This is a genomic window from Micromonospora sp. WMMD1128 (assembly GCF_027497235.1).
Lineage (GTDB): Bacteria > Actinomycetota > Actinomycetes > Mycobacteriales > Micromonosporaceae > Micromonospora.
Genome location: NZ_CP114902.1, coordinates 5,077,950 through 5,102,188, shown reverse-complemented (window position 1 = coordinate 5,102,188; position 24,239 = coordinate 5,077,950). Strand labels below are relative to the sequence as shown.

At 73.3% G+C, this 24,239-nt stretch carries 25 protein-coding genes, 3 tRNA genes and 1 pseudogene; 13 read left to right on the top strand and 16 right to left on the bottom strand.

All coding sequences use genetic code 11. From position 1 onward, the window contains the following. Complete coding sequence (locus tag O7602_RS22750) at nucleotides 1–1,188, bottom strand: hypothetical protein (protein ID WP_281584643.1); 1,188 nt, start codon at nucleotides 1,186–1,188, stop codon at nucleotides 1–3. A 108-nt stretch (nucleotides 1,189–1,296) separates the two neighbouring features. On the opposite strand from O7602_RS22750, the gene O7602_RS22745 reads away from it, so the two are divergent. After that, complete coding sequence (locus O7602_RS22745; RefSeq protein WP_281584642.1) at nucleotides 1,297–2,067, top strand: lipopolysaccharide biosynthesis protein; 771 nt, start codon at nucleotides 1,297–1,299, stop codon at nucleotides 2,065–2,067. On the opposite strand, the gene O7602_RS22740 is transcribed toward O7602_RS22745, so the two are convergent. Continuing rightward, nucleotides 2,013–2,621 (bottom strand): dTDP-4-dehydrorhamnose 3,5-epimerase family protein, encoded by a 609-nt coding sequence (locus tag O7602_RS22740; protein ID WP_281584641.1) that lies wholly within the window; start codon nucleotides 2,619–2,621, stop codon nucleotides 2,013–2,015. The genes O7602_RS22745 and O7602_RS22740 overlap by 55 nt on opposite strands. Continuing rightward, complete coding sequence (rfbA, locus tag O7602_RS22735) at nucleotides 2,618–3,505, bottom strand: glucose-1-phosphate thymidylyltransferase RfbA (RefSeq protein ID WP_281584640.1); 888 nt, start codon at nucleotides 3,503–3,505, stop codon at nucleotides 2,618–2,620. The genes O7602_RS22740 and rfbA overlap by 4 nt, the downstream gene beginning before the upstream one ends. 65 nt (nucleotides 3,506–3,570) lie before the next feature. Here rfbA and rfbD point away from each other — a divergent pair, with 65 nt between their 5' ends. Beyond that, complete coding sequence (rfbD, locus tag O7602_RS22730; protein WP_281590471.1) at nucleotides 3,571–4,416, top strand: dTDP-4-dehydrorhamnose reductase; 846 nt, start codon at nucleotides 3,571–3,573, stop codon at nucleotides 4,414–4,416. Here rfbD and O7602_RS22725 read toward each other — a convergent pair. Next, entirely contained in the window at nucleotides 4,385–5,830 is a 1,446-nt protein-coding gene (locus tag O7602_RS22725; RefSeq protein WP_281584639.1) for a sugar transferase, read from the bottom strand. The two genes, rfbD and O7602_RS22725, sit on opposite strands and share 32 nt — an antisense overlap. A 25-nt stretch (nucleotides 5,831–5,855) precedes the next feature. Next, entirely contained in the window at nucleotides 5,856–6,923 is a 1,068-nt protein-coding gene (locus O7602_RS22720) for an LCP family protein (protein ID WP_281584638.1), read from the bottom strand. Between the two features lie 126 nt (nucleotides 6,924–7,049). On the opposite strand from O7602_RS22720, the gene O7602_RS22715 reads away from it, so the two are divergent. Beyond that, the gene (locus O7602_RS22715) at nucleotides 7,050–8,039 is read left to right on the top strand and encodes an expansin EXLX1 family cellulose-binding protein (protein ID WP_281584637.1); all 990 of its coding nucleotides are present in this window, start codon (nucleotides 7,050–7,052) and stop codon (nucleotides 8,037–8,039) included. Nucleotides 8,040–8,242: 203 nt separating this feature from the next. Here the strand turns inward: O7602_RS22715 and O7602_RS22710 are convergent, their stop codons facing one another. The 4 genes from O7602_RS22710 to bcp all read right to left on the bottom strand — a co-directional run bounded on the left by O7602_RS22710 (nucleotide 8,243) and on the right by bcp (nucleotide 9,980). Further along, the gene (locus O7602_RS22710; RefSeq protein WP_281584636.1) at nucleotides 8,243–8,785 is read right to left on the bottom strand and encodes a GNAT family N-acetyltransferase; all 543 of its coding nucleotides are present in this window, start codon (nucleotides 8,783–8,785) and stop codon (nucleotides 8,243–8,245) included. Nucleotides 8,786–8,850: 65 nt separating this feature from the next. After that, nucleotides 8,851–8,937: transfer RNA gene (locus O7602_RS22705), tRNA-Leu, on the bottom strand. 13 nt (nucleotides 8,938–8,950) lie between these two features. Next, complete coding sequence (locus O7602_RS22700; RefSeq protein ID WP_281584635.1) at nucleotides 8,951–9,478, bottom strand: HNH endonuclease; 528 nt, start codon at nucleotides 9,476–9,478, stop codon at nucleotides 8,951–8,953. A 31-nt stretch (nucleotides 9,479–9,509) separates the two neighbouring features. Beyond that, a complete protein-coding gene (gene bcp, locus O7602_RS22695) occupies nucleotides 9,510–9,980 on the bottom strand; it encodes a thioredoxin-dependent thiol peroxidase (RefSeq protein WP_281584634.1) in 471 nt (156 codons plus the stop codon). A 124-nt stretch (nucleotides 9,981–10,104) separates the two neighbouring features. On the opposite strand from bcp, the gene O7602_RS22690 reads away from it, so the two are divergent. Genes O7602_RS22690 through O7602_RS22675 form a run of 4 tightly spaced genes read left to right on the top strand, consistent with a single transcriptional unit; the run spans nucleotide 10,105 to nucleotide 12,838 of the window. Next, a complete protein-coding gene (locus tag O7602_RS22690) occupies nucleotides 10,105–10,827 on the top strand; it encodes an energy-coupling factor ABC transporter permease (protein WP_281584633.1) in 723 nt (240 codons plus the stop codon). Then, on the top strand, nucleotides 10,824–11,294 hold the full coding sequence (locus tag O7602_RS22685) for a PDGLE domain-containing protein (RefSeq protein WP_281584632.1): 471 nt from the start codon (nucleotides 10,824–10,826) through the stop codon (nucleotides 11,292–11,294). The genes O7602_RS22690 and O7602_RS22685 overlap by 4 nt, the downstream gene beginning before the upstream one ends. 15 nt (nucleotides 11,295–11,309) lie before the next feature. After that, nucleotides 11,310–12,080, top strand: coding sequence for a cobalt ECF transporter T component CbiQ (cbiQ, locus tag O7602_RS22680; protein ID WP_281584631.1), 771 nt, complete (start codon nucleotides 11,310–11,312; stop codon nucleotides 12,078–12,080). Next, the gene (locus O7602_RS22675; RefSeq protein WP_281584630.1) at nucleotides 12,077–12,838 is read left to right on the top strand and encodes an ABC transporter ATP-binding protein; all 762 of its coding nucleotides are present in this window, start codon (nucleotides 12,077–12,079) and stop codon (nucleotides 12,836–12,838) included. Before cbiQ ends, O7602_RS22675 begins: the two co-directional genes overlap by 4 nt. Here O7602_RS22675 and O7602_RS22670 read toward each other — a convergent pair. Genes O7602_RS22670 through O7602_RS22655 form a run of 4 tightly spaced genes read right to left on the bottom strand, consistent with a single transcriptional unit; the run spans nucleotide 12,811 to nucleotide 15,762 of the window. Then, entirely contained in the window at nucleotides 12,811–13,917 is a 1,107-nt protein-coding gene (locus tag O7602_RS22670) for a hypothetical protein (RefSeq protein ID WP_281584629.1), read from the bottom strand. The genes O7602_RS22675 and O7602_RS22670 overlap by 28 nt on opposite strands. Beyond that, a complete protein-coding gene (locus O7602_RS22665; RefSeq protein WP_281584628.1) occupies nucleotides 13,914–14,630 on the bottom strand; it encodes a thioredoxin domain-containing protein in 717 nt (238 codons plus the stop codon). The genes O7602_RS22670 and O7602_RS22665 overlap by 4 nt, the downstream gene beginning before the upstream one ends. After that, nucleotides 14,617–15,144, bottom strand: coding sequence for a MauE/DoxX family redox-associated membrane protein (locus O7602_RS22660; protein WP_281584627.1), 528 nt, complete (start codon nucleotides 15,142–15,144; stop codon nucleotides 14,617–14,619). Before O7602_RS22660 ends, O7602_RS22665 begins: the two co-directional genes overlap by 14 nt. Before the next feature lie 30 nt (nucleotides 15,145–15,174). Beyond that, nucleotides 15,175–15,762, bottom strand: a complete 588-nt coding sequence (locus O7602_RS22655; RefSeq protein WP_281584626.1) for a sigma-70 family RNA polymerase sigma factor — start codon at nucleotides 15,760–15,762, stop codon at nucleotides 15,175–15,177. A 212-nt stretch (nucleotides 15,763–15,974) separates the two neighbouring features. Between O7602_RS22655 and O7602_RS22650 the strand changes: the two genes are divergently transcribed. The 3 genes and pseudogenes from O7602_RS22650 to O7602_RS22640 all read left to right on the top strand — a co-directional run. Beyond that, complete coding sequence (locus O7602_RS22650; protein WP_281584625.1) at nucleotides 15,975–17,651, top strand: copper resistance protein CopC; 1,677 nt, start codon at nucleotides 15,975–15,977, stop codon at nucleotides 17,649–17,651. 16 nt (nucleotides 17,652–17,667) lie between these two features. Then, complete coding sequence (locus tag O7602_RS22645; RefSeq protein ID WP_281584624.1) at nucleotides 17,668–18,399, top strand: YcnI family protein; 732 nt, start codon at nucleotides 17,668–17,670, stop codon at nucleotides 18,397–18,399. A gap of 145 nt (nucleotides 18,400–18,544) precedes the next feature. Continuing rightward, nucleotides 18,545–18,889, top strand: a pseudogene (locus O7602_RS22640) (hypothetical protein); the annotation flags it as partial. 134 nt (nucleotides 18,890–19,023) lie between these two features. Here O7602_RS22640 and O7602_RS22635 read toward each other — a convergent pair. Next, on the bottom strand, nucleotides 19,024–20,295 hold the full coding sequence (locus tag O7602_RS22635) for a glycosyltransferase family 87 protein (RefSeq protein ID WP_281584623.1): 1,272 nt from the start codon (nucleotides 20,293–20,295) through the stop codon (nucleotides 19,024–19,026). Between the two features lie 106 nt (nucleotides 20,296–20,401). Here O7602_RS22635 and orn point away from each other — a divergent pair, with 106 nt between their 5' ends. Together orn and O7602_RS22625 are read left to right on the top strand one after the other, a co-directional pair. Then, entirely contained in the window at nucleotides 20,402–20,959 is a 558-nt protein-coding gene (gene orn / locus O7602_RS22630) for an oligoribonuclease (RefSeq protein WP_245716419.1), read from the top strand. Nucleotides 20,960–21,050: 91 nt separating this feature from the next. Next, nucleotides 21,051–21,126: transfer RNA gene (locus O7602_RS22625), tRNA-His, on the top strand. 58 nt (nucleotides 21,127–21,184) lie between these two features. Here O7602_RS22625 and O7602_RS22620 read toward each other — a convergent pair. Both O7602_RS22620 and O7602_RS22615 read right to left on the bottom strand, forming a co-directional pair. Next, on the bottom strand, nucleotides 21,185–22,456 hold the full coding sequence (locus O7602_RS22620; protein WP_281584622.1) for an Ig-like domain-containing protein: 1,272 nt from the start codon (nucleotides 22,454–22,456) through the stop codon (nucleotides 21,185–21,187). Between the two features lie 188 nt (nucleotides 22,457–22,644). Then, entirely contained in the window at nucleotides 22,645–23,919 is a 1,275-nt protein-coding gene (locus tag O7602_RS22615) for an Ig-like domain-containing protein (RefSeq protein ID WP_281584621.1), read from the bottom strand. A gap of 187 nt (nucleotides 23,920–24,106) precedes the next feature. Between O7602_RS22615 and O7602_RS22610 the strand changes: the two genes are divergently transcribed. Then, nucleotides 24,107–24,182, top strand: a tRNA-Lys gene (locus tag O7602_RS22610). Nucleotides 24,183–24,239 lie beyond the last annotated feature (57 nt).

Here is a 24,239-nt window from a genome sequence, read left to right as displayed (position 1 = left end):
CTAGGCCATCCGAGTGACGAGGAGGGGCGTGGCCCGGCGCAGGCGCGCCCGGGTCCGGAGCGCGTACACGACGTAGGCGACCGAGGCGGCGACCGCGGCGCCGAACGCGCCGGCCCACGGGATGAGCAGAACGTACAGCACGACCGACACCGACATGGTGACCAGGGCCACGGCGGTGGTGGCCCGCTCGCCGGCGCGCTTGAGCAGCGCGGCGCTCCACGTCTTGCCGGCCGACAGCGCCAGCGTCCCGGGCAGCAGGAGCAGCCCGAAGACCCAGGCGTGCCGGTAGTCGGGGGAGAGCACGCCGAGCACCGCCAGGCCGGCCACGGCCAGCACGGCGATCGGCGTCGCGCCCCTGACCACCTCGCGGCCGTGGTCGCCGATGGCGTCCGGGTCCCGCTCGGCCAGGATCCGCTGCGCCCGCACCACGGCCCCGGACTGCGCGAACTCCAGCGCCGCCACGGCCAGCGCGAAGACACCGAGCGGGCCCGCGCCGGCGAACCGGGCCACCAGGACCTGACTCAGCCGGTACGTCAGCATCTGCGCACACACCCCGACGTGCAGACGGCCCACGGCGAGCAGGTCGGCGCGGTAGTCGCCGCGCCCGGCGCTCGCCGTCGGAACCGGACCGGACCGCCGCGCCCAGACCAGCACCGCCACCGCGAGCACGGTCGCGGTGGCGAGCTGCACGCCCAGCCACAGCTCGCTCCAGTCCCCGCCGTCGAGCCGGCGACCCGACCAGAGCAGCGCGTACCCGGCGACCAGCACGGCCCCGCCGGCGGCCCGCACGGCGTAGACGAACCAGAACCGGCGCAGCCGCAGCCCCAGCGCGCCCGCCGTGTTGAAGACGGTGAGCGCGCACCCGGCCGTCACACCGACCGGGTGGCTGCCCAGCCCGGCCAGCGTGGTCAGCAGCGCCGCCGCCAGCGCGGTGAGCCCGAGCGACCCGGCGACGATGCCGACGATCCACAGTCGACCCCGGGACATGATCCAGCCGGCCGGGCGGGACAGCAGGAACGTGTCGACGGACAGACCGCCGAGCGCGGCGCCCACCGTGGCGCTCACCATGTTCGCGGCCAGCTCCCCCCGCTGGGCCGCCGGCAGGGTCACCGAGACCAGCGCGGCGAGCCCGGTCAGGCCGAGGGAGGCCAGATAGAGACGCTCGGGGGAGACGTAGCGTCGTACCACGTCGTCCTCCCCCGGGATGCGATGTCGCCGGCCTGTTCTACCCGACCGGCGCGGCCCGCCGCAATCGGCCGTCGGCCGGCGACCGTCCGCCCGGTAGTCTGCCGCCTCATGGACCTCGCCCGCGTGCTCCGGCGTTCGTGGCCGATCGTGGTGGCGCTGGCGTTGCTCGGTGGCGTCGGCGCGGGCGTGCTCGCCGGGCGTCGCGAACCCGTCTACCGGGCGCAGACCCGGCTGCTCGTCACGTTCGCGGCCGACGGGTCCGCCGCGCCGCAACCCCCGCCGTCCGAGGAGGTGGCCGACCAGCTCATGCAGCGGCGGGTGAAGACGTACGCCACCATGATGAACACGCCGCGGCTGACCCGCCCGGTGATCGACGCGCTGCGGCTGCCGTACCCGCCGGACGACCTGACCGACCGCGTCGTCGCCTGGTCCACCGTGGACACCCTGACCGTCGAGGTGGCCGTGACGGACCGGCGGGCCGACACCGCGGCGGCGATCGCCAACGCGCTCGCCGCCGAGCTGCAACGGATCGCCCGACGCGACCTGCCGCCGGCCGGGCTGGGGCTCAAGGCCCACGTGGCGGTGGTGACGCCCGCTGTCGCGCCGCGTCGGCCGGAGCGGGTGTGGTGGCCGCCGTACGCCGCCGGTGGCGCGCTCGGCGGACTCGCGATCGGCCTCGCCCTGGCCCTGGCCCGGGCGAACGGCCGCGCCGGTACGCCGATCGGCGCCGACGCCCGTGCCGTGTGGACGGCGGCGCGGGCGGCCGTGCGGCGCCGGCCGGTCGGCCCTGCCCCGGACGGCGGCCCTGCCCCGGACGACCCGGCTCAGGACGACGGGCGGGTGTCCCGTCCGGCGGTGAAGGAACGGCAGGCGTCGTAGTCCGGCAGCAGGCCCGCCGCGCGGGCCTGCGCCAGGCTGGGCGCCGCCGCGTCCCGCGCGGAGAGCAGCGGCGTCGCCGCCGGCCAGTCGATGGCGAGGTCGGCGTCGAGCGGGTGCACGGTGTGCTCGCCCGCCGGGCGGTAGGTGGTGGAGCAGAGATAGCTGAGCGTGGCGTCGTCGGTCAGGGCGCAGAAGCCGTGCCCCAGCCCCTCGGCCAGGTAGACGGCCCGCCGGTCGACGTCGTCCAGGCGTACCGTCTCCCACCGGCCGTAGGTCGGTGAGCCGACCCGGACGTCCACCACCACGTCGAGCACGGCCCCCCGGACACAGGTCACGTACTTCGCCTGGCCGGGCGGGACGTCGGCGAAGTGGACGCCGCGCACCACGCCGCGCGCGGACACCGAGAGGTTGCCCTGCGCCAGCCGCAGCGGGTGTCCGACCGCCTCGGCGAGCCGGTCGAAGCGGTACCACTCGACGAACAACCCGCGCGGGTCGCCGTGCCGCACCGGGGTGACCTCCCAGGCCCCCTCGATGCCGAGCGGCCGGATCCTCACGACCCGCTCCGAGGCGCCGGCGGCTCGGCCAGCAGGCCCAGCAGGTAGCTGCCGTAACCGCTGCGGGCCAGTGGAAGCGCCAGGCTCCGCAACCGCTCGTCGTCGATCAACCCGGACCGCCAGACGACCTCCTCGACACAGCCGATCTTCATGCCCTGGCGCTCCTCGATCACCCGGACGAACTCGGCGGCCTGCATCATCGAGGTGAACGTGCCGGTGTCCAGCCACGCGGTGCCCCGGTCGAGCACGGTGACGGTCAGCTCGCCCCACTCCCGGTAGGTCTCGTTCACCGCCGTGATCTCCAACTCACCGCGGGCGCTGGGGGTGAGCTTGCGGGCGATCTCCACCACCCGGTGGTCGTAGAAGTAGAGGCCGGGCACCGCGTACCGGGACCGGGGACGGTCCGGCTTCTCCTCGATCGACAGCACCCGACCGGCCGCGTCGAACTCGACCACGCCGTAGTCCGCCGGGTTCGCGACCGGGTAGGCGAACACCCGCGCGCCGGCCGGGTCGCCGTGCCGCGCGAGCTGGGAGCCGAGCCCGACGCCGTGGAAGATGTTGTCGCCGAGGATCAGCGCGACCGACTCGCCACCGATGAAGTCCGCGCCGAGCAGCAACGCCTGCGCGATGCCCTCCGGGCGGGCCTGCTCGGCGTACGCCAGGCGCAGCCCCCACTGGCTGCCGTCACCGAGCAGCCGCTCGAACTGCGTGCGGTCCTCGGGCGTCGTGACGATCAGGATCTCCCGCACCCCGGCCATCACCAGTGTGGACAGCGGGTAGTAGACCATCGGCTTGTCGAACACCGGCATGAGTTGCTTGGAAACGGCCCGGGTGATCGGCCAGAGACGCGACCCGGTGCCGCCGGCGAGAAGGATTCCACGCACTCGCGGAGACTACCGTCGCGTAAGCTCTCACACCCGTGAGGATCCTCGTCACCGGCGCCGGTGGGATGCTCGGGCGGGACCTGGTGACGGTGCTGCGCGCCCGGCCGGACCGGTCCGTCACCGCCGCCACCCGCGCCGACCTCGACGTCACCGACGCCCGGGCGGTGCGGGACGCCGTCGCCGGGCACGACGTGGTGGTCAACGCCGCCGCCTGGACCGATGTGGACGGTGCCGAGACCCGCGAGCGGGACGCCACCGCGGTCAACGGGGACGCGGTCGCGCACCTGGCCCGCGCCTGCGCCGCGACCGCCGCCCGACTCGTGCACGTCTCCACCGACTACGTGTTCGGCGGTGACGCCACCGGGCCGTACCCCGAGGACGCGCCGACCGGCCCGGTCAACGCGTACGGGCGGAGCAAGCTCGCCGGGGAGCGGGCGGTGACCCGGCTGCTGCCCGAGGCCGGCTACGTGGTGCGTACCGCCTGGTTGTACGGCGCCCACGGCCGCAACTTCGTCACCACCGTGCTGCGGCTGGCCGACGAACGCGACCGGATCGACGTGGTCGACGACCAACGCGGGCAGCCCACCTGGTCGTACCGGCTCGCCGAGCGGCTCGTCGCGCTCGCCGACGCGGCGCTCGCCGGCGACGCCGCCCCGGGCGTCTACCACAGCACCGCGGCCGGCGAGACGACCTGGTACGGCCTGGCGCGTGCGGTGTTCACCCTCCGGGGCCTCGACCCGGACCGGGTCCGCCCGACCACGAGCGACCGTTTCCCGCGCCCGGCCCCGCGCCCCCGGTACAGCGTGCTGGCCCACGGCCGGTGGGCCGCCGCGAAGCTGCCACCGGCCGGAGACTGGCGCACCGACCTGACCGAGGCGCTCAGCGGCCGGCGCCCCGGAACACCTCGGTGACCGTCCGCAACACGATCTTGATGTCGAGCCAGAGCGACCAGTTCTCCACGTAGTAGTTGTCGAACCGCGCCCGGTCCGAGATCGGCGTGTCCCCCCGCAAGCCGCTGACCTGCGCGAGGCCGGTCAACCCCACCGGCACCCGGTGCCGCATCGCGTAGGCGGGGTAGGCCACGGAGAACTTCTCCACGAAGTACGGGCGCTCCGGCCGCGGCCCCACCACGCTCATCTCACCGCGCAGGATGTTCCACAACTGGGGCAGCTCGTCGAGCGAGGCGCGACGCATGAACCGCCCGATCGGGCCGATCCGCCGGTCGTGCGCGATCGACCAGGTGGTCTGCGACTCGTGCTCGTCGGCCGGCCGCATCGTACGGAACTTGACCACCCGGAACGGCCGGCCGTAGCGGCCGATCCGCTCCTGCCGGAAGAAGATCCCCCGACCGCCGTCGAGGAACGTGGCGACCGCGCAGAGCAGCAGCAACGGGCTCAGCAGGACGAGCGCCACCACGGCGAAGACCACGTCGGACGCGCGCTTGACCATCCACCGTGGCCCGCCCAGCGTGGTGTCACCGATCTTCACGATCGGGATGGCCCCGATGTGGTCCGGGTGGCCGCCCTGCGACCGGGACCCCCACAGGCGCGGCACCGCCCACAGGTCACACCGCGAGCTGGCCGGCCGGAGCAGCGCCTCCATCAGCTCCGACTCGGAGCAGTCCGGGTCGGCGATGACGAGCACCTCGCACTCCACCACCGTGACGAGCTTCTCCACGTCGGCGAGCGTGCCGATCAGCGGCAGCGACCCGGGTTTCTGCCGGGACGGGACGTCCACCGCGCCCACGAAACGCAATCCGTACTGCGGGTAGCGCCGCAGCAGCCGGGCCAGCTCGCCGCCGATCGGCCCGCCGCCGACCACTATCGCGTTGTGCTCCACCCAGCGACGCCGGCGGGCCAGCAGGACGATCCGGGTGTTCACCGCCCGCCCCACGACCACCAGGCCGGCGGAGAGCGCGACACCCCGCATGAAGCCGCTGACGTAGAGCACCGAGTCGTGTCGCAGCGCCGCGATGATGGCCACCACCGCGCCGGAGGCCAGCAGCCGGCCGCCGAGGCTTGGCAACTCGTCCAGGATGCTGATGTGCCGGCGCGGCCGGTAGAGCCCGCCGGTGGCGAAGAACCCCACCGTGAGCGCGGCGTTGACGAGCGTCCCCCGCCAGTAGGTCTGGGCCAGCAGCAGCGGGGCGAGCAGCGCCACGACGTCGATCGGGGCCGTCACCATCCAGGCCCGCAACCGGCGGGTACGCGTCGAGGCCCGGGACCCCGCGTACGGCAGCACCGTGGTCGTGTCCATGCTGCCGGTCACCGCCGCGGCGCCCGTCGACGACGCGGCCGGATGCTCGAACGCCGGTAGGCGTGCCATGGTCGAACCTCCCCCGGGACGCCCCCTACTTCCCGCTGGCCGCGAGGATGTCGGGGACGGAGTCGCGGCGGACCGCCTGGAACAGCGTCCGGGCGCGGGTCGGATCCGGGAACACCACACTCTCGCTGCCGACCCGGCCGGTGCCCTTCACCGGGCAGGTGAAGAACGTCAGGTTGCCGCCGCGCAGCCCGCGCATCTCCATCGCCAGGTCCACGAGCGACAGCGACTTGTCGACCGCGACCGAACTGGACGTGGCCCGCACGAACGAGTTGAGTTTGGCCGGGTTTGTCAACACGCCGCCGGACGCCGCCCGGTCCAGGATCGCCTTGATCACCTGCTGCTGGTGCCGGATGCGGGCGAAGTCGCCGTCGGCGAAGGCGTGCCGCTCCCGCGCGTAGTCGAGCGCGGCGGCCCCGTCCATCCGCTGCCGGCCCGGCTCGAACGTGCGCGTGCCGATCAGCGAGTACTTCGTGGTGAAGCCCTTCTCCACGTCGACGTCGACGCCGCCGAGCGCATCGATGATCTCCTTGAAGCCGGCGAAGTCGACCATCGCCACGTTGTCCACCCGGACGCCGCTGAACTTCTCCACGGTCTGCACCATCAACGGCACCCCGCCCCAGGCGTACGCGGCGTTGATCTTCGCGTCGCGGCCACCGCGACCCTCCTTCGACCGCGGCACGGCGGTCCAGGTGTCCCGGGGGATCGAGATGAGCTGGGCGCTCGCGCGGTCCTTCGGCAGGTGGGCCAGGATGATGGTGTCGCTGCGCGAACCGCCGGTGCTCTCCGGATCGCGGGAGTCGCTGCCCAGGATCATGATGTTCATCGCGCCTTTGACCTCGACCTGCGGCCGGGACTCCTCGGGGACACCGATGAACGCGTCCACCCGGTCGATCGAACTGTTGACCGACCGGTAGTAGAGACCGCCGGCCAGCGCGCCGCCGCCGGCCAGCAGCGCCACCACGAGCAGCGCGATCAGGACGATCCGCCGGCCCCGGCGGCGCCGCGGCGCCGGCTCCTCCACCGGCCCGTCGCCCTCCACATCGGAGGTCTGCGCCGGAGCGTCGGGATCGGCGAACGGGTGGCGATCGGACATGCCGAGGATGCTACTGATTCGCGTTCCCGCGCGGGGACCCTCGTCGCCGTCGCGCGCGCCCGCCGGTCTTAGCTTTCGCTTAGCCAGCTTGTCCGGCGGCCGGGCGGTCCGGCAGCATCGGCTGGCGTGACCGACGGCAGCGCACCCCACCCACCGACCCCCGCCAGCGACGGGACCCCGGCCGGCCACCGGATCCCGCCCCGGACCCGCCGCCGGCTCGTCGCCGCCGGCCTGGCCACGCTCGCCGCCGTGGTCGCGGTCACCCTCGCGGTACGCGGCGGCGCCGCCCCCGCCTGCGCCGCCCCACCCCGGGCCGCCGTCCCGCTCGCCGCCCCACCCGTCGGCGGCGCCACGCACACCGGCAAGGCCACCTTCTACGACTCGAAGGGCGCTGGCGGCAACTGCTCCCGGCCCGCCGCGCCGGCCAACCGGCTGTACGTCGCGCTCGGCCCGAGCGAGTACGCGGCCGGCGCCTCCTGCGGCGGCTTCCTCGACGTCACCGGCCCCCGCGGCAGCGTCCGGGTGCTCGTCATGGACCAGTGCCCGGAGTGCGCCGCCGGCCACCTCGACCTCTCCGCCGAGGCGTTCGCCCGGATCGCCGACCCGGTGCAGGGTGTGGTGAAGGTCAGCTACCGGGCCGTGGTGAACCCGTCGCTACCCGGCCCGCTCACCTTCCGCCTCAAGGAAGGCTCGTCGCAGTGGTGGTTCGCCGTCCTGGTCGGCGACCACGGCAACCCGCTGCGCTCGGTCGAGGTCCGCCAGAACGGCTCGTGGCGCGCGGCCGACCGCCAGGACTACAACTACTGGCTGATCCCGTCGGGCGCCGGCCCCGGCCCGTACTCGATCCGGGTCACCGACGTGTACGGCCACCGCGCGACCGCCACCGGCATCCGGATGCGCCCCGGCCAGGTGCAGCGCAGCGCCACCCGGATGTACGGCGCGGGCGCGGCGACCACGACCCGCTCGGCGAAGCCCTCCCGCTCCCCGTCACCCCGCCCGCGCCCCAGCGCTTCAACGTCCCCGTCCCCGTCCCATCCCACCCCGGCGGAGACCGCCGCACCCCTGGACGCCGCCGCCCCGATCACCCCGTCCACCGTCCCCACCGCATGCGGCTGACCGCCCGGACGCCAGCTCGGCGAAGTGGCGGTATCCGGCCGGCAAGGATGCCACCACTTCGCCGAACTGGTGTCGATCTTCGTGGAGAACTCGGGGCCCGGCGGGGAAACATCACCGGATAAGGACGGCGGTCGCTCGGGTCGTGGCTTCCGTGAGAGAAACGGACTCCATGCCAGCCATCCTACCGACCGTTCGGATTCTGATCAGCCGTCGGAGGGTTCGGCCGGCATCGGGAGGTCCAGCCACATGAGGATCTCGTCGCGGGAGTCGGTGGAGGAGAGGCGGAGGGCGGCGGGAAGGCGGCCCACCTCGCGGTAGCCGAGGCGGCGGTAGAAACGGTCCAGGCCGAGGCCGTCGCGGACGGTCACGTGCAGCGCCGCCACGCCCATCGCCCGGGCGACTCGCTCGGCCTCGCGCATCAGCGCCGCGCCGTGGCCGCGCCCCTGGGTGTCGGGGCGCACCATGACGCGCTTGAGCACCCGCCAGTGCGACTTCAGGTGGAACCGGTTGTCGACGATGACGAGGACGGCGACGAGCTGGTCACCCTCGAAGCCGGCGAGCAGCCGGTCCGGCCCGTCGGCGACCTCGGCGAGGGTCGACGCGGCGACCGGGCGCACCTCGGCCGCGGTCACCGGCGCGACGAAGCCGACCGCGCCGCCGGCGTTCGTCGCGTCCACCCAGAGGGCGACGAGCTGTTCGCGCAGCTCGGTGGTGAGGTCGGGGTCGAGTACGAAGCGCAGGTCCACGCCCGCCATCCTGCGGGCAGCGCCCCGGTGGTGGCCTGCGTTCGTGATGCGCCTGACATAGCGGTTGGTGCGGGAGAGGGGAGTCGAACCCCCACGTCCTTTCGGACAATAGGATCTAAACCTATCGCGGCTGCCTGTTACGCCACTCCCGCCGGCCTGCTGAGTCTAAGGCGTCGGGTCGGGAGAGTGCGCAGTCTGGTCCGCCGTGGTGTCGGTGCGGCCGTCGCCCTTGTTGCGGCCGGCGAACGTGTCGGTCTGGCTGTGGCAGTTCGGGCAGAGGATCCGCAGGTTGGGCGGCCGGTTGTCGAGGAAGTCCCCGTTGATGTGGTCGACGTGCAGGGTCAGCGGCCGGCCGAACCAGATCGGGCCGCAGCGGCACTCCTCGCACTCCTGCGGCACGCCGATGTCACCCAGCGCTCGCTTCAACCGGGTGCCGGGAGTGCGCCGCGAGCCGGCAGGAAGTCGCAGCAGCAGTTGCGACGAGGTGGTGCGCCGCGGGCTCGGCTGCCCCTTGTTGTGCGCCTGCCTCGTGAAGTGCGACATGTCGATGCCGAAGCGTTTGAGCTGCCGGCTGATGTGCGCGTGCGACCCGCCGCTGACCCGCACCCCGAGCAGCCGCATGACCTCGGTGACGTTGCGCGCCCGCGCGGCGGTCGCGGCCAGCAGTTCGGGTGAGTATTTGTAACGCACCACGTGCCGACGGTAACGGCAGCCCCCGACAGGATCAGTCGAGCCCGAGGTCGCGGCGCAGCTTGGCGACGTGGCCGGTGGCCTTGACGTTGTAGAGCGCCCGCTCGATCTTGCCGTCGGGGTCGATCACGAACGTGGAGCGGATCACGCCGGTGACGGTGCGGCCGTACGACTGCTTCTCGCCGTACGCGCCGTACGCGGTCAGCACCGCCCGGTCCTCGTCGGCGACGAGCGGGAACGTGATCGCGTCCCGGTCGCGGAACTTCGCCAGCTTCGCGGGCTTGTCCGGCGAGATGCCCACCACCTCGTAGCCGGCGGCCTGGAGCGAGGCGAGCGAGTCCCGGAAGTCGCATGCCTGCTTCGTGCAGCCGGGCGTCATGGCGGCCGGGTACGCGTACAGGATGACCTTACGGCCGCGCAGGTCGGCCAGGGAGAGTGTCCCGCCGTCGTCGGTGGGGAGGGTGAACTCGGGGGCGGCGTCGCCGGGGCTGAGACGGTCGGTCATGGCGGTGACGATACCGCCGCGCCTCCGGCGGTGGCCGGCGGCGACGCGCGGCCGACGGTGATCATTCCCATGCCTTGTTGCAAGGTATTGGCAACAACACCCGACGGGAAATAGGCTCGCCTCCGTGGAAACCCTGGCGATGCACATCTCCAACGGGATCATCGACGGTCCCGTGGCCGCGATCTTCGCGGCCCTCGCGCTCGCCGCGCTCACGTTCTGCGTGCTGCGTGGCCGGGCCGACCTCGACGACCGGCTCGCGCCGATGGCCGGCCTGGTGGCCGCGTTCATCTTCGCGGTGCAGATGCTCAACTTCCCGATCTTCACCGCCGGGGTCAGTGGTCACCTGCTCGGTGGCGCGCTCGCGGCGCTGCTGGTGGGGCCCTGGGTGGGCGCGCTCTGCGTGGCCGTGGTGCTCGTGGTGCAGGCCCTGGTCTTCGGCGACGGTGGGGTCGCGATGCTCGGCCTGAACATCACCAACATGGCGATCCTCGGCACCGCCGCCGCCTACCTGCTGATCGCGCTGCTGCTGCGGGTGCTGCCCCGGACCCCCGCCGGCCTGGCGGTCACCGCGTTCGTCTCCGCGCTCGTCAGCGTCGTGGTCGCATCCCAGGGCTTCGTGCTCGAATACTGGCTGGGCGGCACCACCGACCTCGGCAGCAACCTCGGCGGGCTGGCCGGCACCATGGCCGTCGCCCACCTGCTGATCGGCATCGGCGAGGGCCTGATCACCGCGACCACCGTGGTCACCGTCGCGAAGGTCCGCCCCGACCTGGTGTACGCGCTGCGCGCCCTGAAGAAGCCGGCCGCGCCGGTGTCCGCCGTACCGGTCGCCGGAGGTGCCCGATGAGCAAGCGTTCCTGGCCGTTCCTCCTCGGTGGCCTGCTTGTCGCCCTGGTGCTGGCCGGCGTGGTCAGCAACTACGCCTCGTCGCACCCGGACGGGTTGGACTCGTCCCTGCTCAAGGGCTGCACGGTGAACGCCGACGACGAGATCACCGGCGGGAGTTGCCCGGCCCAGCAGGCCCGGGACCACGAGCTGGCGGACAGCCCGCTGGCCGACTACGGCGTACGCGGGATCGGCAACGACTTCCTCTCCACCGGCCTGTCCGGGGTGCTCGGCGTGCTGCTCACGTTCGCGCTCGGCGGCGGCCTGTTCTGGCTGGCCCGCCGCCGCGCCCCCGCGAGCGCCACCGGGACCGGCCCGGCGGGCGCCACCGGGACCGGCCCGGCGGGCGACGGCGGGACCGGCCCGGTGGACGCCGCGGCCGGTTCGGCGGCCGGGACGAGCGCGTCCCGGTCCACCGGCGACCGCTGAGCCGGGGGCCGACGAATGGGCGCCGGGCACGGGCACGTGCTCTACCGCGAGTCCGGCTCGCCGGTGCACCGCCTCCCGCCGGAGGTGAAGATCACCGCCATGGTGCTGTTCACCGTGGCGGTGGTCGCCACCCCGCGGGAGGCCCACTGGGCGTTCGGCGGTTACGCGCTGCTCGTCGTCGCCGTGGCCGCGCTGGCCCGGGTCGGCCCGCGCTGGCTGCTCGGCCGGGCGTTGATCGAGCTGCCGTTCGTGCTGTTCGCGTTCGCGCTGCCGGTCCTCGGTGCCGGGGAGCGGGTCGAGGTGGCCGGGCTGAGCCTCTCCGTCGACGGGTTGCACGGCGCGTTCAACATCCTGGCCAAGGGCACGCTCGGCGTACTCGCGTCGCTCCTGCTGGCGGCGACCACGACGACCCGTGACCTGATCCTCGGCCTGGACCGGCTGCGGTGCCCGCAGATCCTCACCCAGATCGCCACGTTCATGCTGCGCTACCTGGAGGTGCTGGTCGGGGAGGCCCGGCGGATGCGGGTGGCCCGGGTGTCCCGGGGCGACGACCCGCGTTTCCTCTGGCAACTGCGCGGCTTCGCGGCCGGCGTCGGCGCGCTGTTCCTGCGCGCGTTCGAGCGCGGCGAGCGGGTCTACCTGGCGATGGTCTCCCGGGGCTACACCGGCCGGATGCCGGCGGTGTGGCAGGGGGCGGGCGCGGCCACCGCCGGGCAGTGGGCGGTCGCCGCGACGGTCCCGGTGATCGCGGCCTCCATCGCCGCCGCCGCGCTCGTCCTGCAATGATCGGGTACGTGCAGCAGCCGCCCTCCCTGGACGTCCGTGGCGTCAGGTACGCGTACCCGGACGGTCACCTCGCCCTGCACGGCGTGGACCTGACCGTGCCGCGCGGCGACCGGGTGGCGCTGCTCGGGCCGAACGGCGCCGGCAAGACCACACTGGTGCTGCACCTCAACGGCATCCTCACGCCGACCGAGGGCACGATCGAGGTCGGCGGCCTGACGGTGACCCCCGACCGGGGCACGCTCGCCGAGGTGCGCCGCCGGGTCGGCATCGTCTTCCAGGACCCGGACGACCAGCTCTTCCTGCCCACGGTGGCGGAGGACGTCGCGTTCGGCCCGGCCAACCTGGGGCTGCGGGGGGCGGAGCTGTCCGCCCGGGTCGACGAGGCGCTCGCCGCGGTGGGGATGGCCGAGCACCGGGACCGGGCGCCGCACCACCTGTCGTTCGGGCAGCGGCGCCGGGTGGCGGTGGCGACCGTGCTGGCCATGCGGCCGGAGATCCTGGTGCTCGACGAGCCGTCGTCGAATCTCGACCCGGCCGCCCGGCGGGAGTTGGCGGAGGTGCTGCGCGCGCTGCCGGTGACGCTGCTGATGGTCACCCACGACCTGCCGTACGCGGCGGAGCTGTGCCCCCGCGCGGTGATCCTGGACGGCGGCCGGATCGTCGCCGACGCGCCCACCGCCGAGCTGCTCGCCGACGAGGCGGTGCTGGCCGCGCACCGCCTGGAGCTGCCCTACGGCTTCGCGCCCCGGCCGGCCTGAGCGAAGGGCCGGGTCGCGCGCGCGGCCCGGGCGGCGGTGCGCAGGCGGAGCAGGCCGGCGGCCAGCGCGCCGGCGCCGGTGGCCAGGGCCACGGCGACGAGCACGCGGACCAGGGCCGGTGGGCCGGCTGCCGGGGGCACCGACCGGGACAGCACGGCGAGGTTCGCGATCCCGGCGAACAGGGCCAGGCACGCGCCGGCGAGCGCCAGCGCGAAGTCGGCGGCCGGCCGGCGGGCCAGCGCGTACCCGCCGGCGGCGAGCGCGCCGAGGCCGGTGAGCAGCGTCCACACCTGGCCGGTGACCAGGTCGGTGAGCACGCCGCCGGTGCCGGGGGCGCCGCTGTCGAGCGCCCGGGCGACGGTGAGCGCCACGGCAGCCGCGCCGCCCACGGCGAGCAGTCCGCCCACCGCGCGCAACGCGCGGACCCCGGCGGCCGTGCCGCCGGGCACCACCCCGGCCGCGCCGAGCACCAGGAAACCGAGGGTGACGGCGACCCACCACGGGTACGGGTCGGGCGGCGGCACCCAGTCCAGCGTGCCGCGTACCTCGGTCGGGGTGTCGCCGACGCGCAGCGGCACCGTCCAGTCGCGGACCCGCTGCTCGCGGCCGGGGTCGGCGGCGACGGCGGCGGGCGGCCCGTCGCCGCGCCAGAGCGTGCGCTGGTCGTGCCAGCGGTAGGTCGGCCCGTCGTCGATCCGTCGCCAGGCCGGCGCGGCGGCCGGGTCGGCCTCGGCCGGCAGTGTGGTGTCCCCGGCGATGGTGCGGTTCAGCCAGGTGGCGGGGGAGTGGCTGTTCTCGTACACCCCGCCGGGGCCGATCCGCAGGTAGGGCTCGCCGGAGTAGCCGAGCACGGTGACGTCGGCGCCGGTGCGGTTGGTCAGTTCCAGCCGCGCGCCGGCCTCCACCATCCGGGCGGTGAGCCCGGCCCGGTGCGGGGCGACGCCGGTGACCGCGGCCCGGTAGTCGGTGCCGTCGGGGGCGTCCGCACCGTGCGCGGCGGCCGGCGCGGCGAGCGCCAGCAGGGCGGTGGCCGCGGCGGCGGCGACCAGCCCGGCCCGGCGCAGCGGTGCCCGGATCACTTACCGGCCGCCGCCACGGCCGCCTTGATCCCGTCCGGGCTCTTGTCCTGGACCTCGGTGCCGTTGACCTTGATGGTCGGGGTGCCGGTCACGCCGGACCTGCTCGCCTCGTCGGTGACGTGCCCGGTCCACGACGTGTAGGTGCCGTCCCGCACACAGGAGCCGAAGTCGTCCCGGTTCAGCCCGACGCCCGCGCCGATGTCGATCAGCTCGTCGTTGCTGAGCCCGGCGCTGCCCTCCGCCGGCTGCCGGGCGAAGAGCTGGTCGGTGAACTCGCGGAACTTGCCGCCCTCGGCGGCGCAGCCGGAGGCGGCCGACGAGCGGGTGGAGTATTCGGTGGTGGAGAAGCGGTTCAGGAAGGCGACCGGGTGGAACACCACCTTCGCCTTGCCCTCGCTGACGAGCTGGTTGATCGTCTCACCGTTGACCTGCTGGAACTGCTTGCAGACCGGGCACTGGTAGTCCTCGTACAGGTCGATGGTGACCGGGCCGCTGCCCTCGACGATGCCGGTGCCGGCGTCGTTGGCGCCGGGCGGGGCGGTGAAGTCGTCCGACTTCTGGGCGGAGTAGACGGCCCAGCCGATGCCGCCGGCGATGACGAGCACAAGCACCGCGGCGATCGTGGTCCAGAGCGTCCGCTTGCGCCGCTTCTCCCGGGCGATCTGCTCGCGCACCACCCGAGCGGCGTCCCGGCGTCCCTTACGGCTGCTCATCGTCGTCCTCCACGGTTTCGCCCGCCAGCCAACCGTCCACCGAGAACGGGGTGCGGGGCCAGATCAGCAGGAACCCGGCCAGTGCCAGGAACCCCAGGTCCCGGAGGATCTCCGGGAGGTAGCTCGGCGCCTGGCCGGCGCCGAGTTGACCGCCGCTGCCGAAGCACCCGCAGTCGATGGCCAGGCCGCGGGCCCAGGCGGAGGCGATGCCGGTGACGAAGACCACGAGCAGCACCGCGGAGACGCCGGCGCTGACCCGGGTGGCCAGCCCGGCGAGCAGGAGCAGGCCCAGGGCCAGCTCCACGAACGGCAGCGCCGCCCCGATCACCGTGGCCACGTCGTACGGCATCACCTGGTAGGCGTTCACGGCCCGGCCGGAGGCGGCCAGGTCACCGACCTTCGTGGCGCCGGCGACCAGCCAGACGGCGGCCAGCCCGAGGCGGGCCGCGAAGCCCAGCCAGGGGCGCAGGGCCGGCCAGCGCCCGGCCCGGGTGGTGGAGGGGGTCACAGTCATTCGTCGTCCGAGCGCCACGGATGGTTCCCGCTATCCGGCGAGCGTGTCGCCGACGGCGTCGACGAGTTCGTCGCGGGCCCGGGCGACCCGGGAGCGGATGGTGCCCACCGGCACCCCCTCCACGTCGGCCGCCTCGGCGTAGGACAGGCCGAGCAGTTGGGTGAGCACGAACGCGGAGCGTCGTTCGGCGGGCAGCCGGCGGACCAGGTCGGTGGCGCCGAGCTGCCCCGCCGGGTCCGGGTGTGGCCGGTCGGTGGCGGCCTGGGCGGCGAGCCGCTCGTCGAGCCGGCGGCGGCGCACCACCGTACGCAGGTGGTCCGCGCAGGCCCGGCGGGCGATGCCGAGCAGCCAGGTGCGGGCGGTGGAGCGGCCCTCGAAGCCGGGCAGCGCCCGGAACGCCCGCAGGTAGGTCTCCTGGGTCAGGTCGTCGGCAGTGTCCGGGTCGACCAGGGCGGCGGCGAAGCGCCAGACCTCGGCCTGGGTGGCCCGGACGAAGGCGGCCTGGGCGTCCGGGTCGCCGTCCCGGGCGGCCAACGCCCAGGTGGTGGCCGCCTCCCGCGCAGCCGCGGACCCCGCGCGGGGGCGGTCGGTGGCGGTGTCGCGCGGGGCGGGGATCACGACAGACGAGGTTACGCGGCGTACCTGTGTGACACAGGGTCCTTCGGCCCATTCCGTGTTCCGGCACACGCCGGGAACTTTTTCCGCCCGCCGGCCGACCACCCCCGTATGACCTCCGACCAGGTTCGGCGTGGCGCGCGGCGCCGCGCCGATCGGGCATCCGCAATTTCCGGCGGAGGTCGGCTCGCCGGAAACGGCACCGTTCGGGAACCATGGCGGTCATGACTGCTGCCGTACGCCGCCCGCCCGGGGTGCTCGCCGCCCGCTCCGGGACCGTCGCCGGGCTGCTGCTCCTCCTGACCACCCTGCTGCTCGTCCCGGCCGGCCCGGCCAGCGCCCACGCGGTGCTGGTGAGCAGCAGTCCGGCCGCGTCCGCCGTGGTGCCCGAGGCGCCCGCCCAGGTGGTGATCACCTTCAGCGAGAGCGTCCGCAAGGTGCCCGACAAGGTGCGGGTGATCGCCCCGGACGGTTCCCGGGCCGACCGGGGCGAGCCGACGTTCCAGGGCGCGGAGGTCACCATTCCGGTGGACCCGTCCGGCGGGCGCGGCACCTACCTCGTGAGCTACCGGGTGATCTCGGCTGACAGCCACCCGGTGTCCGGCGCGTTCACCTACTCGGTCGGGGCGCCGTCGGAGCCGCCGACCGACACCGGCTCGGACAACCGGGCCAACCCGGTGGTCGAGAACGCGGTCAAGGTGGCGAAGTACGTCGGCTACGTCGGGTTGCTGCTGCTGTTCGGTCCGGCCCTGGTGCTGGCCGCGCTCTGGCCGCGCCGGTTGTCCCGGCGCGGGCCGGCGCGGCTGGCCTGGGCCGGGCTCGGCGTGTTGGCGGTCGCCACCGTCGCCGAGCTGTTGCTCCAGGTGCCCTACACCAACGGCGGTGGGCTGTTCGACGTCACCTCCGCCGGCCTCGGCGACGTGCTCGGCAGCGCCTACGGCACCACCCACCTGGTCCGGCTGGGTCTGCTCGCCGCGGCGGCGTTCCTGCTCCGCCCGCTGTTCGCCGGGCCGGTCGGCCGCACCGACGGGATCATCCTGGCCGTCCTGGGCGGGGCGACGCTGTTCACCTGGCCGCTCGCCGGCCACCCGGCCGCCTCGCCGGCGCCCGCGGTCTCCGTGGTGGTGGACGCCATCCACCTGGGCGGCATGGCGGTGTGGCTCGGCGGCCTGGTGATGTTGGCGGCCTTCCTGCTGCCCCGGGCCGACGAGCGGGAGCTGGGCGCGATCCTGCCGATCTGGTCCCGCTGGGCCGCGCTGGCGGTGGCCGCGCTGCTGCTCGCCGGCACCGTGCAGGGCCTGATCGAGGTGGCCAGCCCGAAGGCGCTCGTCGACACCACGTACGGGCGGCTGCTGCTCGCCAAGATCGTGCTGTTCGCGCTGGTGATCGGCGTGGCCGCGTACTCCCGGGCGCTGGTGCGGCGGCGGGTCGCCGCCGGCCGGCCGGGTGCGATGCGACGCGCCGTGGTGGCCGAGCTGGTGATCACCGCGGTGGTGCTGGGGGTGTCGGCCACGCTCGTGCAGACCACCCCGGCGCGCACCGCGTCCGCCGATGTGGCGGGCGCGCCGGCCGGCTACTTCTCCACCACGCTGAGCAGCCCGCTCTATTCGCTCCAGGTGGAGGTGGACCCGGCCGAGACCGGCAACAACTCGATTCACCTCTACGCCTACACCACCGACAACCGGCCGCAGCCGGTGCAGGAGTGGAAGGTCACCGCCGCGTTGCCGTCGGCGGGGATCGAACCGATCACGGTGCCGCTGCTGCCGCTGAGCGACAACCACGCCACCGGCGAGATCAGCCTGCCGGCCCGGGGTGACTGGCAGCTCCGCTTCACCGTCCGCACGTCCGACATCGACCAGGCCACGGTGACCGCCACCGTGCCGATCAAGTAACGGAAGGTCCCATCTGATGATCCGTCTCCGGCGCCCCGCGACCGCCGCCGCGCTGACTCTCGCCGCCGCCGCGGCCGTGCTCGGCCTGGCCGGGCCGGCCTCCGCGCATGTCACGATCAACCCCAAGGAGGGTACGCAGGGCGGCTACGGCCGGTTCGCCTTCCGGGTGCCGAACGAGAGTGACACGGCGTCGACCGTCAAGGTCGAGGTGACCCTGCCGGACAACGCCCCGGTGGGCTCGGTCTCCACCATGCCGGTGCCGGGCTGGACGGTGGCGGTGGAGAAGCGCAAGGTCGACCCGCCGGTCGAGGTGCACGGCAGCCAGCTCACCGAGGCGGTCTCCAAGCTCACCTACACGGCGGCGGCCAACGGCGGGGTGAAGCCGGGCGAGTTCCAGGAGTTCCCGGTGTCGATGGGGCCGCTGCCGCAGGTCGACACCATGGTGTTCAAGGTGCTCCAGACCTACTCCGACGGCAATGTCTCGCGGTGGATCGAGGAGCCCGCGCCGGGCGCGGAGGAGCCGGAGAACCCGGCTCCGGTGCTCGCGCTCGCCGCGGCGGCGCCCGCGTCGGCGGGCGCGAGCGCGCCGGCCACCGCTGCCGCCGCCGATGACGACGATGACGACGACGGCGACTCCGGTGCGGGCACCGCGTTCGGGGTGGCCGGTCTGGTCGCCGGTCTGGCCGGCCTGGTCCTCGGCGGTCTGGCGTTCGCCCGTACCCGGCGGGAGTCGGCCGCGAAGTCCTGAGCGCGACCCTCGCGACCGGCCCGGCGGATCCCTTCCGTCGGGCCGGTCGCGTTCGGTGGGCCGGGTGCGGTGGATGTCCGGCGATCAGGCGATCGGCCTCGGTAAGGTCGGCCGGGTGGTTCGGCTACCGAGAGGGACGACACGAATGCGTTTCGTGCGCACGATCGCCGGCGCGCTGCTGCTGGCCGCGGGAATTCCGGCACTTCTGGCGGGCGTCGGGCTCCGGCACGTCGCCCGGCACGCCGATCCGGCCGACGGCTTCGCCGCCCGTGTCGGCGGGCTGGAACTGGCGCTGCGCGGCGAGCTGCGGGGCGGCTGGTTCTCCGGTGTGGTGTGGGCGCTGCTGGCCGGCGGGACGCTGTTGACGGTCCTCGCCGTGGCCCTGCTGCTGCGCCCGCACCGGCCGCGTGAGGTGGTCTTCGTGGTCGAGCCGGAGCAGGTGCCGGTGCTGGCCGGACGGCTCGGGATCACCTCGCTGCCCGAGCTGGGCCGGCAGCCGGGTCCCCGGTCCGCGCGGGAACGGCACCTGGCCGTCGTCGGCGCAACCCCGGAAACGGCGGGCCCTCCGCGCTGCCGACGCGGAGGGCCACCGTCACCGGGGGATTCGGTGTAGTTGGGGCAATATTACCCTCGAACGTCATCTTTCACGAGGTCTGTACGGTCAACGACCTTCTCAGCGCGTCGGCGGGCCGGCAGCACGACCAGCAACAGCAGACTCAACAGCACGTACGCGTTGCGGACGACGAAGTCGACCGGATCATCGGTGTGCACCGTCCCGGTGCCCCAGTCCTGGAACGTCACCACCCCGTACACGATCACCACGCCCGTGCCCACGGCCAGCGCGAACAGGCCACGACGCCGTCTCGTTCCCCGGCCGGCGTCAAGCGCCGCGTCCACGAGCACCACCACCGCCGGGATGAACCAGTACAGGTGGTGCGTCCAGGTGATCGGCGAGATCAGCCCACCCACCAGGCCGGTCAGGGTCAGGCCGGCAAGCGCGTCCCCGGCCTGCGCCGCGCGTGCCGCCCGCCACAGGCCGAACCCGGCGACGAGCAACACCAGCAGCAGCCACGGCAACCGGCCCGGCTCCGCCGGCGCGGTGATGCGGCTGAGCAGGCCGAACAGCGACTGGTTGCCGGTGTAGTCGGTGCGGCCCACCCGGTCGGTGGCCCACAGCTCGTGGGTCCAGAACCGCCACGAGTCGCCCGGCGCGACCGCCGCCGCCAGCAGCGTGGCCGCCGCCGCGGTCACCGTCGCCACCACCGCCGCCCGCCAGCGCCGGGTCGCCAGCAGATAGAGCACAAAAATCCCCGGGAAGAGCTTGAGCGCCGCCGCCAACCCCACGCCCACCCCGGCCCAGCGACGCCCCTGCGGTACGGCGAACAGCAGGTCCGCCAGGATCAGCACCACCAGCAGCATGTTGATCTGCCCGAGCGTGATCGTCTCCCGGGTGCTCTCCACCGCCAGCACCAGCAGCACCGCGACCGTCAGCCCGAACCCGACCGGCAGGCCGTGCCGCCGCAGCACCGGCAGCACCAGCCAACGGGTGGTCACCACCACGCCGGCAAGCGTCGGCAGCACGAAGGCGGCGATGGCGACCCCCAGCCGCAGGTGCGCGAACGGCGCCAGCAACAGCGCCGCGAACGGCGGATAGGTGAAGTAGAGCGCGCCCTGCACCCGGTCCGGCTGGACGTAGTCGTAGAGCGGGTGACCGGCCGCCCACCAGTCCATCGCCCGCATGTAGATCTTCAGGTCGTAGTAGTCGTGTCGCAGCGCGGGCAGATAGAGCGCCGGCAGCAACGCGGCGAGCGCCAGCACCGTGACCACCCGCCGGGCCGTACGACCGCCCGCGTCGTCCTGGCTGACGGCGGGTGGGGCGACGGATTCGGCTGGCACGGGGAAACCCTAGCGGTCCACCCGGTCCACCGGGCCGAGGCGCGGGCGGGTCGGCGGCGCGTAGTCTGTTCCGGTGGCTGATCTTCTCGTCTGGATCGATTGTGAGATGACCGGGCTGGACCTGCGCCGGGACGCCCTGATCGAGGTCGCCGCGCTCGTCACCGACCCCGACCTGAACGTGCTCGGGGACGGCGTGGACGTGGTGATCCACGCCGACGACGCGGCGCTCGACGGCATGCCGGAGATCGTGCGCACCATGCACGCCAAGTCGGGCCTGACCGAGGAGGTGCGCCGCTCCACGGTCACCCTGGCCGAGGCCGAGGACATGGTGCTCGACTATGTCACCAGCCACGTGAAGGATCCGCGCACCGCGCCGCTGTGCGGCAACTCGATCGCCACCGACCGGGGTTTCCTGGCCCGCGACATGACCCGGCTCGACGCCCACCTGCACTACCGGATGATCGACGTCTCCTCCATCAAGGAGCTGTGCCGGCGGTGGTACCCGCGGGTGTACTTCGGCCAGCCGCAGAAGGGCCTGGCTCACCGGGCGCTCGCCGACATCCGGGAGAGCATCCGGGAGTTGGAGTACTACCGCCGGACCCTGTTCGTGCCGCTGCCCGGGCCGGACGTGGAGACCGCCAAGGGGATCGCCGCGCAGCTCTGACCCCCGGCCCGGAACCCGGTGGACGGGCCCGGCCGGGATATGGCTATTATTGGTCCGCGCACCGCCCGGGTCGACCGGAGCGGCGAGCATGGTGGCTGTAGCTCAGTTGGCAGAGCACCGGGTTGTGGTCCCGGTTGTCGTGGGTTCAATTCCCATCAGTCACCCCAGAGAACGAAGCCCCCTCCGACCGGAGGGGGCTTCGTCGTAGGGGACTGGTAGGGGACGTCAGGCGGTCGGCTCGGCGCTCGGCGTCGCGTCCGCCGGCTCGTACGGCAGGGCGCTGCCCTTCACGTACGCATCCCAGGACATGTTCCAGTCCGTCCAGCCGTTGCCGTTCTTCAGCTTGCGCTCGGTGCCCTTGACCGTGATCGGGTCACCCAGCCGGGTGTTGCTGAACAGCCAGTTGCCGTCCTTCATCGAGACGTTGACGCAGCCGTGCGACACGTTCGTCTTGCCCTGCACGCCCTCCGACCAGGGAGCCGCGTGGATGAACTCGCCGCCCCAGGTGAGCCGCTGGGCGTAGTCGATCTCGGTGCGGTAGCCCTCCTCCGGGCCCAGCTCCTCCATCGTGTCGAAGACCGTGTGCCGCAGCTTCTCGATCACCACCATGGTGCCGCTCGACGACGGGGTGCTCTTCTTGCCGAGGCTCACCAGGATCGTCTTGACCTTCTTGCCGTCCTTGGTGACGGTCATCCGCTTGGTCGCGTTGTCCACGGTCATCACGAACGACGGGCCGATCTTGATGTCGACGGTCAGGTCGGAGCGGCCGTACCAGCCGTCGCCGAGCGGCAGCCCACCCGCCCGCACCGTGTAGGAGACGGTGCTGTTGGCCTTCCAGAAGGTCTTCGGCCGGTAGTGCACCTCGGTCGGGCTGATCCAGTGCCAGATGCCCTCCTGGGCCGGCTTCGCGGTCACCGTCATCCGGCGCTGGAGGTCGTCGCGGTAGTCCTCCGGGATGGCCCGACCGAACTTGACGATCAGCGGCATGCCCACGCCGACGACCTGGTTGTCGCCGAGGAAGCTGCTCACCCGGACCTGCTTGGACGGCTTCGCCATGGTGGTGAACGTGCTGGTTGCGGTGGCCGGCTTGCCGTCGTCGCCGGTGGCGGTCACGGTCGCCGTGTAGGTCTCGGCGTAGGCCAGGGCGGCGGTCGGCTGCCAGCTCTTCCCGTCCGCGGTCATCTCGCCCTCGACCGCCTTGCCGGCGGCGTCCTTCAGCTCGACGGCGGTCTGCTGCGCCTCCGTGGTGGTGAACGTGATCGCGGTGGTGGCCGGCACGTCCTTGGCGTCGGCGGCCGGCTCGCTGATGGTGGCCGCCGCCTTCGGGGCCTTCTCACCACCGTCGCCACCGCCCTGCCAGCTCGACGACTTGTCGCCGCCGCCGGTGCAGGCGGAGGTCAGCGCCATGGCGGCGACGAGCACCGCGGCGGCGAGTGCGCGGCGCCCGCCGCGACGGGCGCTCCCGTCCCGGATCAGTTCGTCCTGGCCAGCTCGCATGTCTTCCTCACAAGTGTGTTGCCGATCCCCATCGTCTGGTCAGACGCGCCGGACCGGCCGCCCGTTGCCGGGAGTGAAGCGGAACACCCCGACGACGATGTAACGATTCTGTTGTCGTCCGGCGCTTCGTTGCGGGGACGTGTCCCGACCGCTGCCCGAGGCAGCGCGTCAGACCACGTTACGCCGCATCAGAACGGCGAGCCCTGACCGCCCTCCGGCACCGGCAGGGCGCTGCCGGCGACGAACTCCTTCCAGGTCATGCTCCACGCCGTCCAGCCGTTGCCCGGCGCCAGCCGCCGCTCGGTGCCCTTGACCGTGATCGGGTCGCCGACCATCGTCCGCCCGAACAGCCAGCGGCCCTCGGCCATCGACACGTTGACGCAGCCGTGCGAGACGTTCCGGCGCCCCTGCACGCCCTCGGACCAGGGCGCCGCGTGGATGTACTCGCCGCCCCAGGTGATCCGCTGGGCGAAGTCGATCTTCGTGACGTACTGGTTGTTCGGGTCCGGCTCGTCGCGGGTGTCGAAGACGGTGGACTCCTTCTTCTCCATCACCACCATCGTGCCGCTGGAGGAGGGGGTGCTCTTCTTGCCCAGGCTCACCGGCAGCGTGCGGATCACCGCGCCGTTCTCCTTGACGGTCATCCGCTTGGTCGCGTTGTCCACCGTCATCTCGAACGCGCGACCGATCTTCGCGGTGGCGCTGCGGTCCAGATTGCCGTAGCGGCCGTTGCTCAGCGGGATCCCGGCCAGCGCCAGCCGGACCGTCAGCGTGGTGCCCGTCTTCCAGTATTCCGGGGCGCGGTAGTAGGCCTGCGTGCCGTTGCCGAGCCAGTGCCAGGCGCCGGGCTGCGGCGGGTCGGTCTGCACGAACATCCGCTTCTGCACCGCGGCCCGGTCCTTCTTCGGGATGCCGGGGGAGAACTCGGCGACCACGGGCATGGCCACCCCGTACGTCTTGCCGCTGAACAGGTAGAGCCCGGAGCCGATCATCGACTTGGGCTTGGCCATCGTGGTGAACGTGCTGGTGTCCTGGTGGGTCGCGCCGCCGGGATCGGTGCCGGTGACCGTGGCGGTGTACTTCGTCGCGTACTTCAGCGGGGCGGACGGCACCCAGCTGGAGCCGTCGCGTCGCATCCGCCCCTTGACGGCCTTGCCGTCGGCGGTGGTGAGCACGACCTTCGACACCGTGCCGCCGCCCGGGATCTTGGCGCTGATCTCGGTGCTGGCCGGCCGGCCGGTCGCCCCGTCGGCCGGACTCACCGAGAGCGCCAGCGCCGGCGCGGAGTCGGACGTGCTCGGCGAGGCGCTCGGATCCGGCGCGGTGGACGAGACGTCACCGACCTGCTGCTGGCCGGGCACGAACGCCGGCTTCTCCTCGTCGCCGCCGCACCCGGTCAGTGTCAGCGTCGCCGTGAGAGCCAGGGCACCCACCATCGCCCCGGCCCGCGCGAACCTACCCATGCCCACCCCTGTCGTAGCGTGCCTGGCGGACATCGTGCCCCATCGACGCTCCAAAGCCGCTCCCCGGACCGCCATGTGAGGGTATTTTGTGTCTTTTTGCCGGTTAAGCTCGACCGAAGGGGTGAGCCCGGTATCGGATTGGAACCCCGTTCAGCGGGCATGCTAAGGTTCTTCCCGTTGTCAGCGAGCGCCGCTAGCTCAACTGGCAGAGCAGCGGACTCTTAATCCGCGGGTTCGGGGTTCGAGTCCCTGGCGGCGCACCAACGAGCAAGGCCCCGATCGGCACCTCCGTGCCCGCCGGGGCCTTTTTCGCGTACCCC

What these genes read in the sequence shown, in the direction of transcription:
- O7602_RS22725 (WP_281584639.1), bottom strand. Translation starts at nt 5,830, where the DNA reads ATGGCACGCCTACCGGCGTTCGAGCATCCGGCCGCGTCGTCGACGGGC.
- O7602_RS22685 (WP_281584632.1), top strand. Translation starts at nt 10,824, where the DNA reads ATGAGCAAGCGTTCCTGGCCGTTCCTCCTCGGTGGCCTGCTTGTCGCC.
- O7602_RS22665 (WP_281584628.1), bottom strand. Translation starts at nt 14,630, where the DNA reads ATGAGCAGCCGTAAGGGACGCCGGGACGCCGCTCGGGTGGTGCGCGAG.
- O7602_RS22620 (WP_281584622.1), bottom strand. Translation starts at nt 22,456, where the DNA reads ATGCGAGCTGGCCAGGACGAACTGATCCGGGACGGGAGCGCCCGTCGC.
- O7602_RS22745 (WP_281584642.1), top strand. Translation starts at nt 1,297, where the DNA reads ATGGACCTCGCCCGCGTGCTCCGGCGTTCGTGGCCGATCGTGGTGGCG.
- cbiQ (WP_281584631.1), top strand. Translation starts at nt 11,310, where the DNA reads ATGGGCGCCGGGCACGGGCACGTGCTCTACCGCGAGTCCGGCTCGCCG.
- O7602_RS22660 (WP_281584627.1), bottom strand. Translation starts at nt 15,144, where the DNA reads ATGACTGTGACCCCCTCCACCACCCGGGCCGGGCGCTGGCCGGCCCTG.
- O7602_RS22645 (WP_281584624.1), top strand. Translation starts at nt 17,668, where the DNA reads ATGATCCGTCTCCGGCGCCCCGCGACCGCCGCCGCGCTGACTCTCGCC.
- O7602_RS22650 (WP_281584625.1), top strand. Translation starts at nt 15,975, where the DNA reads ATGGCGGTCATGACTGCTGCCGTACGCCGCCCGCCCGGGGTGCTCGCC.
- O7602_RS22615 (WP_281584621.1), bottom strand. Translation starts at nt 23,919, where the DNA reads ATGGGTAGGTTCGCGCGGGCCGGGGCGATGGTGGGTGCCCTGGCTCTC.
- rfbD (WP_281590471.1), top strand. Translation starts at nt 3,571, where the DNA reads ATGCTCGGGCGGGACCTGGTGACGGTGCTGCGCGCCCGGCCGGACCGG.
- O7602_RS22675 (WP_281584630.1), top strand. Translation starts at nt 12,077, where the DNA reads ATGATCGGGTACGTGCAGCAGCCGCCCTCCCTGGACGTCCGTGGCGTC.
- bcp (WP_281584634.1), bottom strand. Translation starts at nt 9,980, where the DNA reads ATGACCGACCGTCTCAGCCCCGGCGACGCCGCCCCCGAGTTCACCCTC.
- O7602_RS22720 (WP_281584638.1), bottom strand. Translation starts at nt 6,923, where the DNA reads ATGTCCGATCGCCACCCGTTCGCCGATCCCGACGCTCCGGCGCAGACC.
- orn (WP_245716419.1), top strand. Translation starts at nt 20,402, where the DNA reads ATGACCGGGCTGGACCTGCGCCGGGACGCCCTGATCGAGGTCGCCGCG.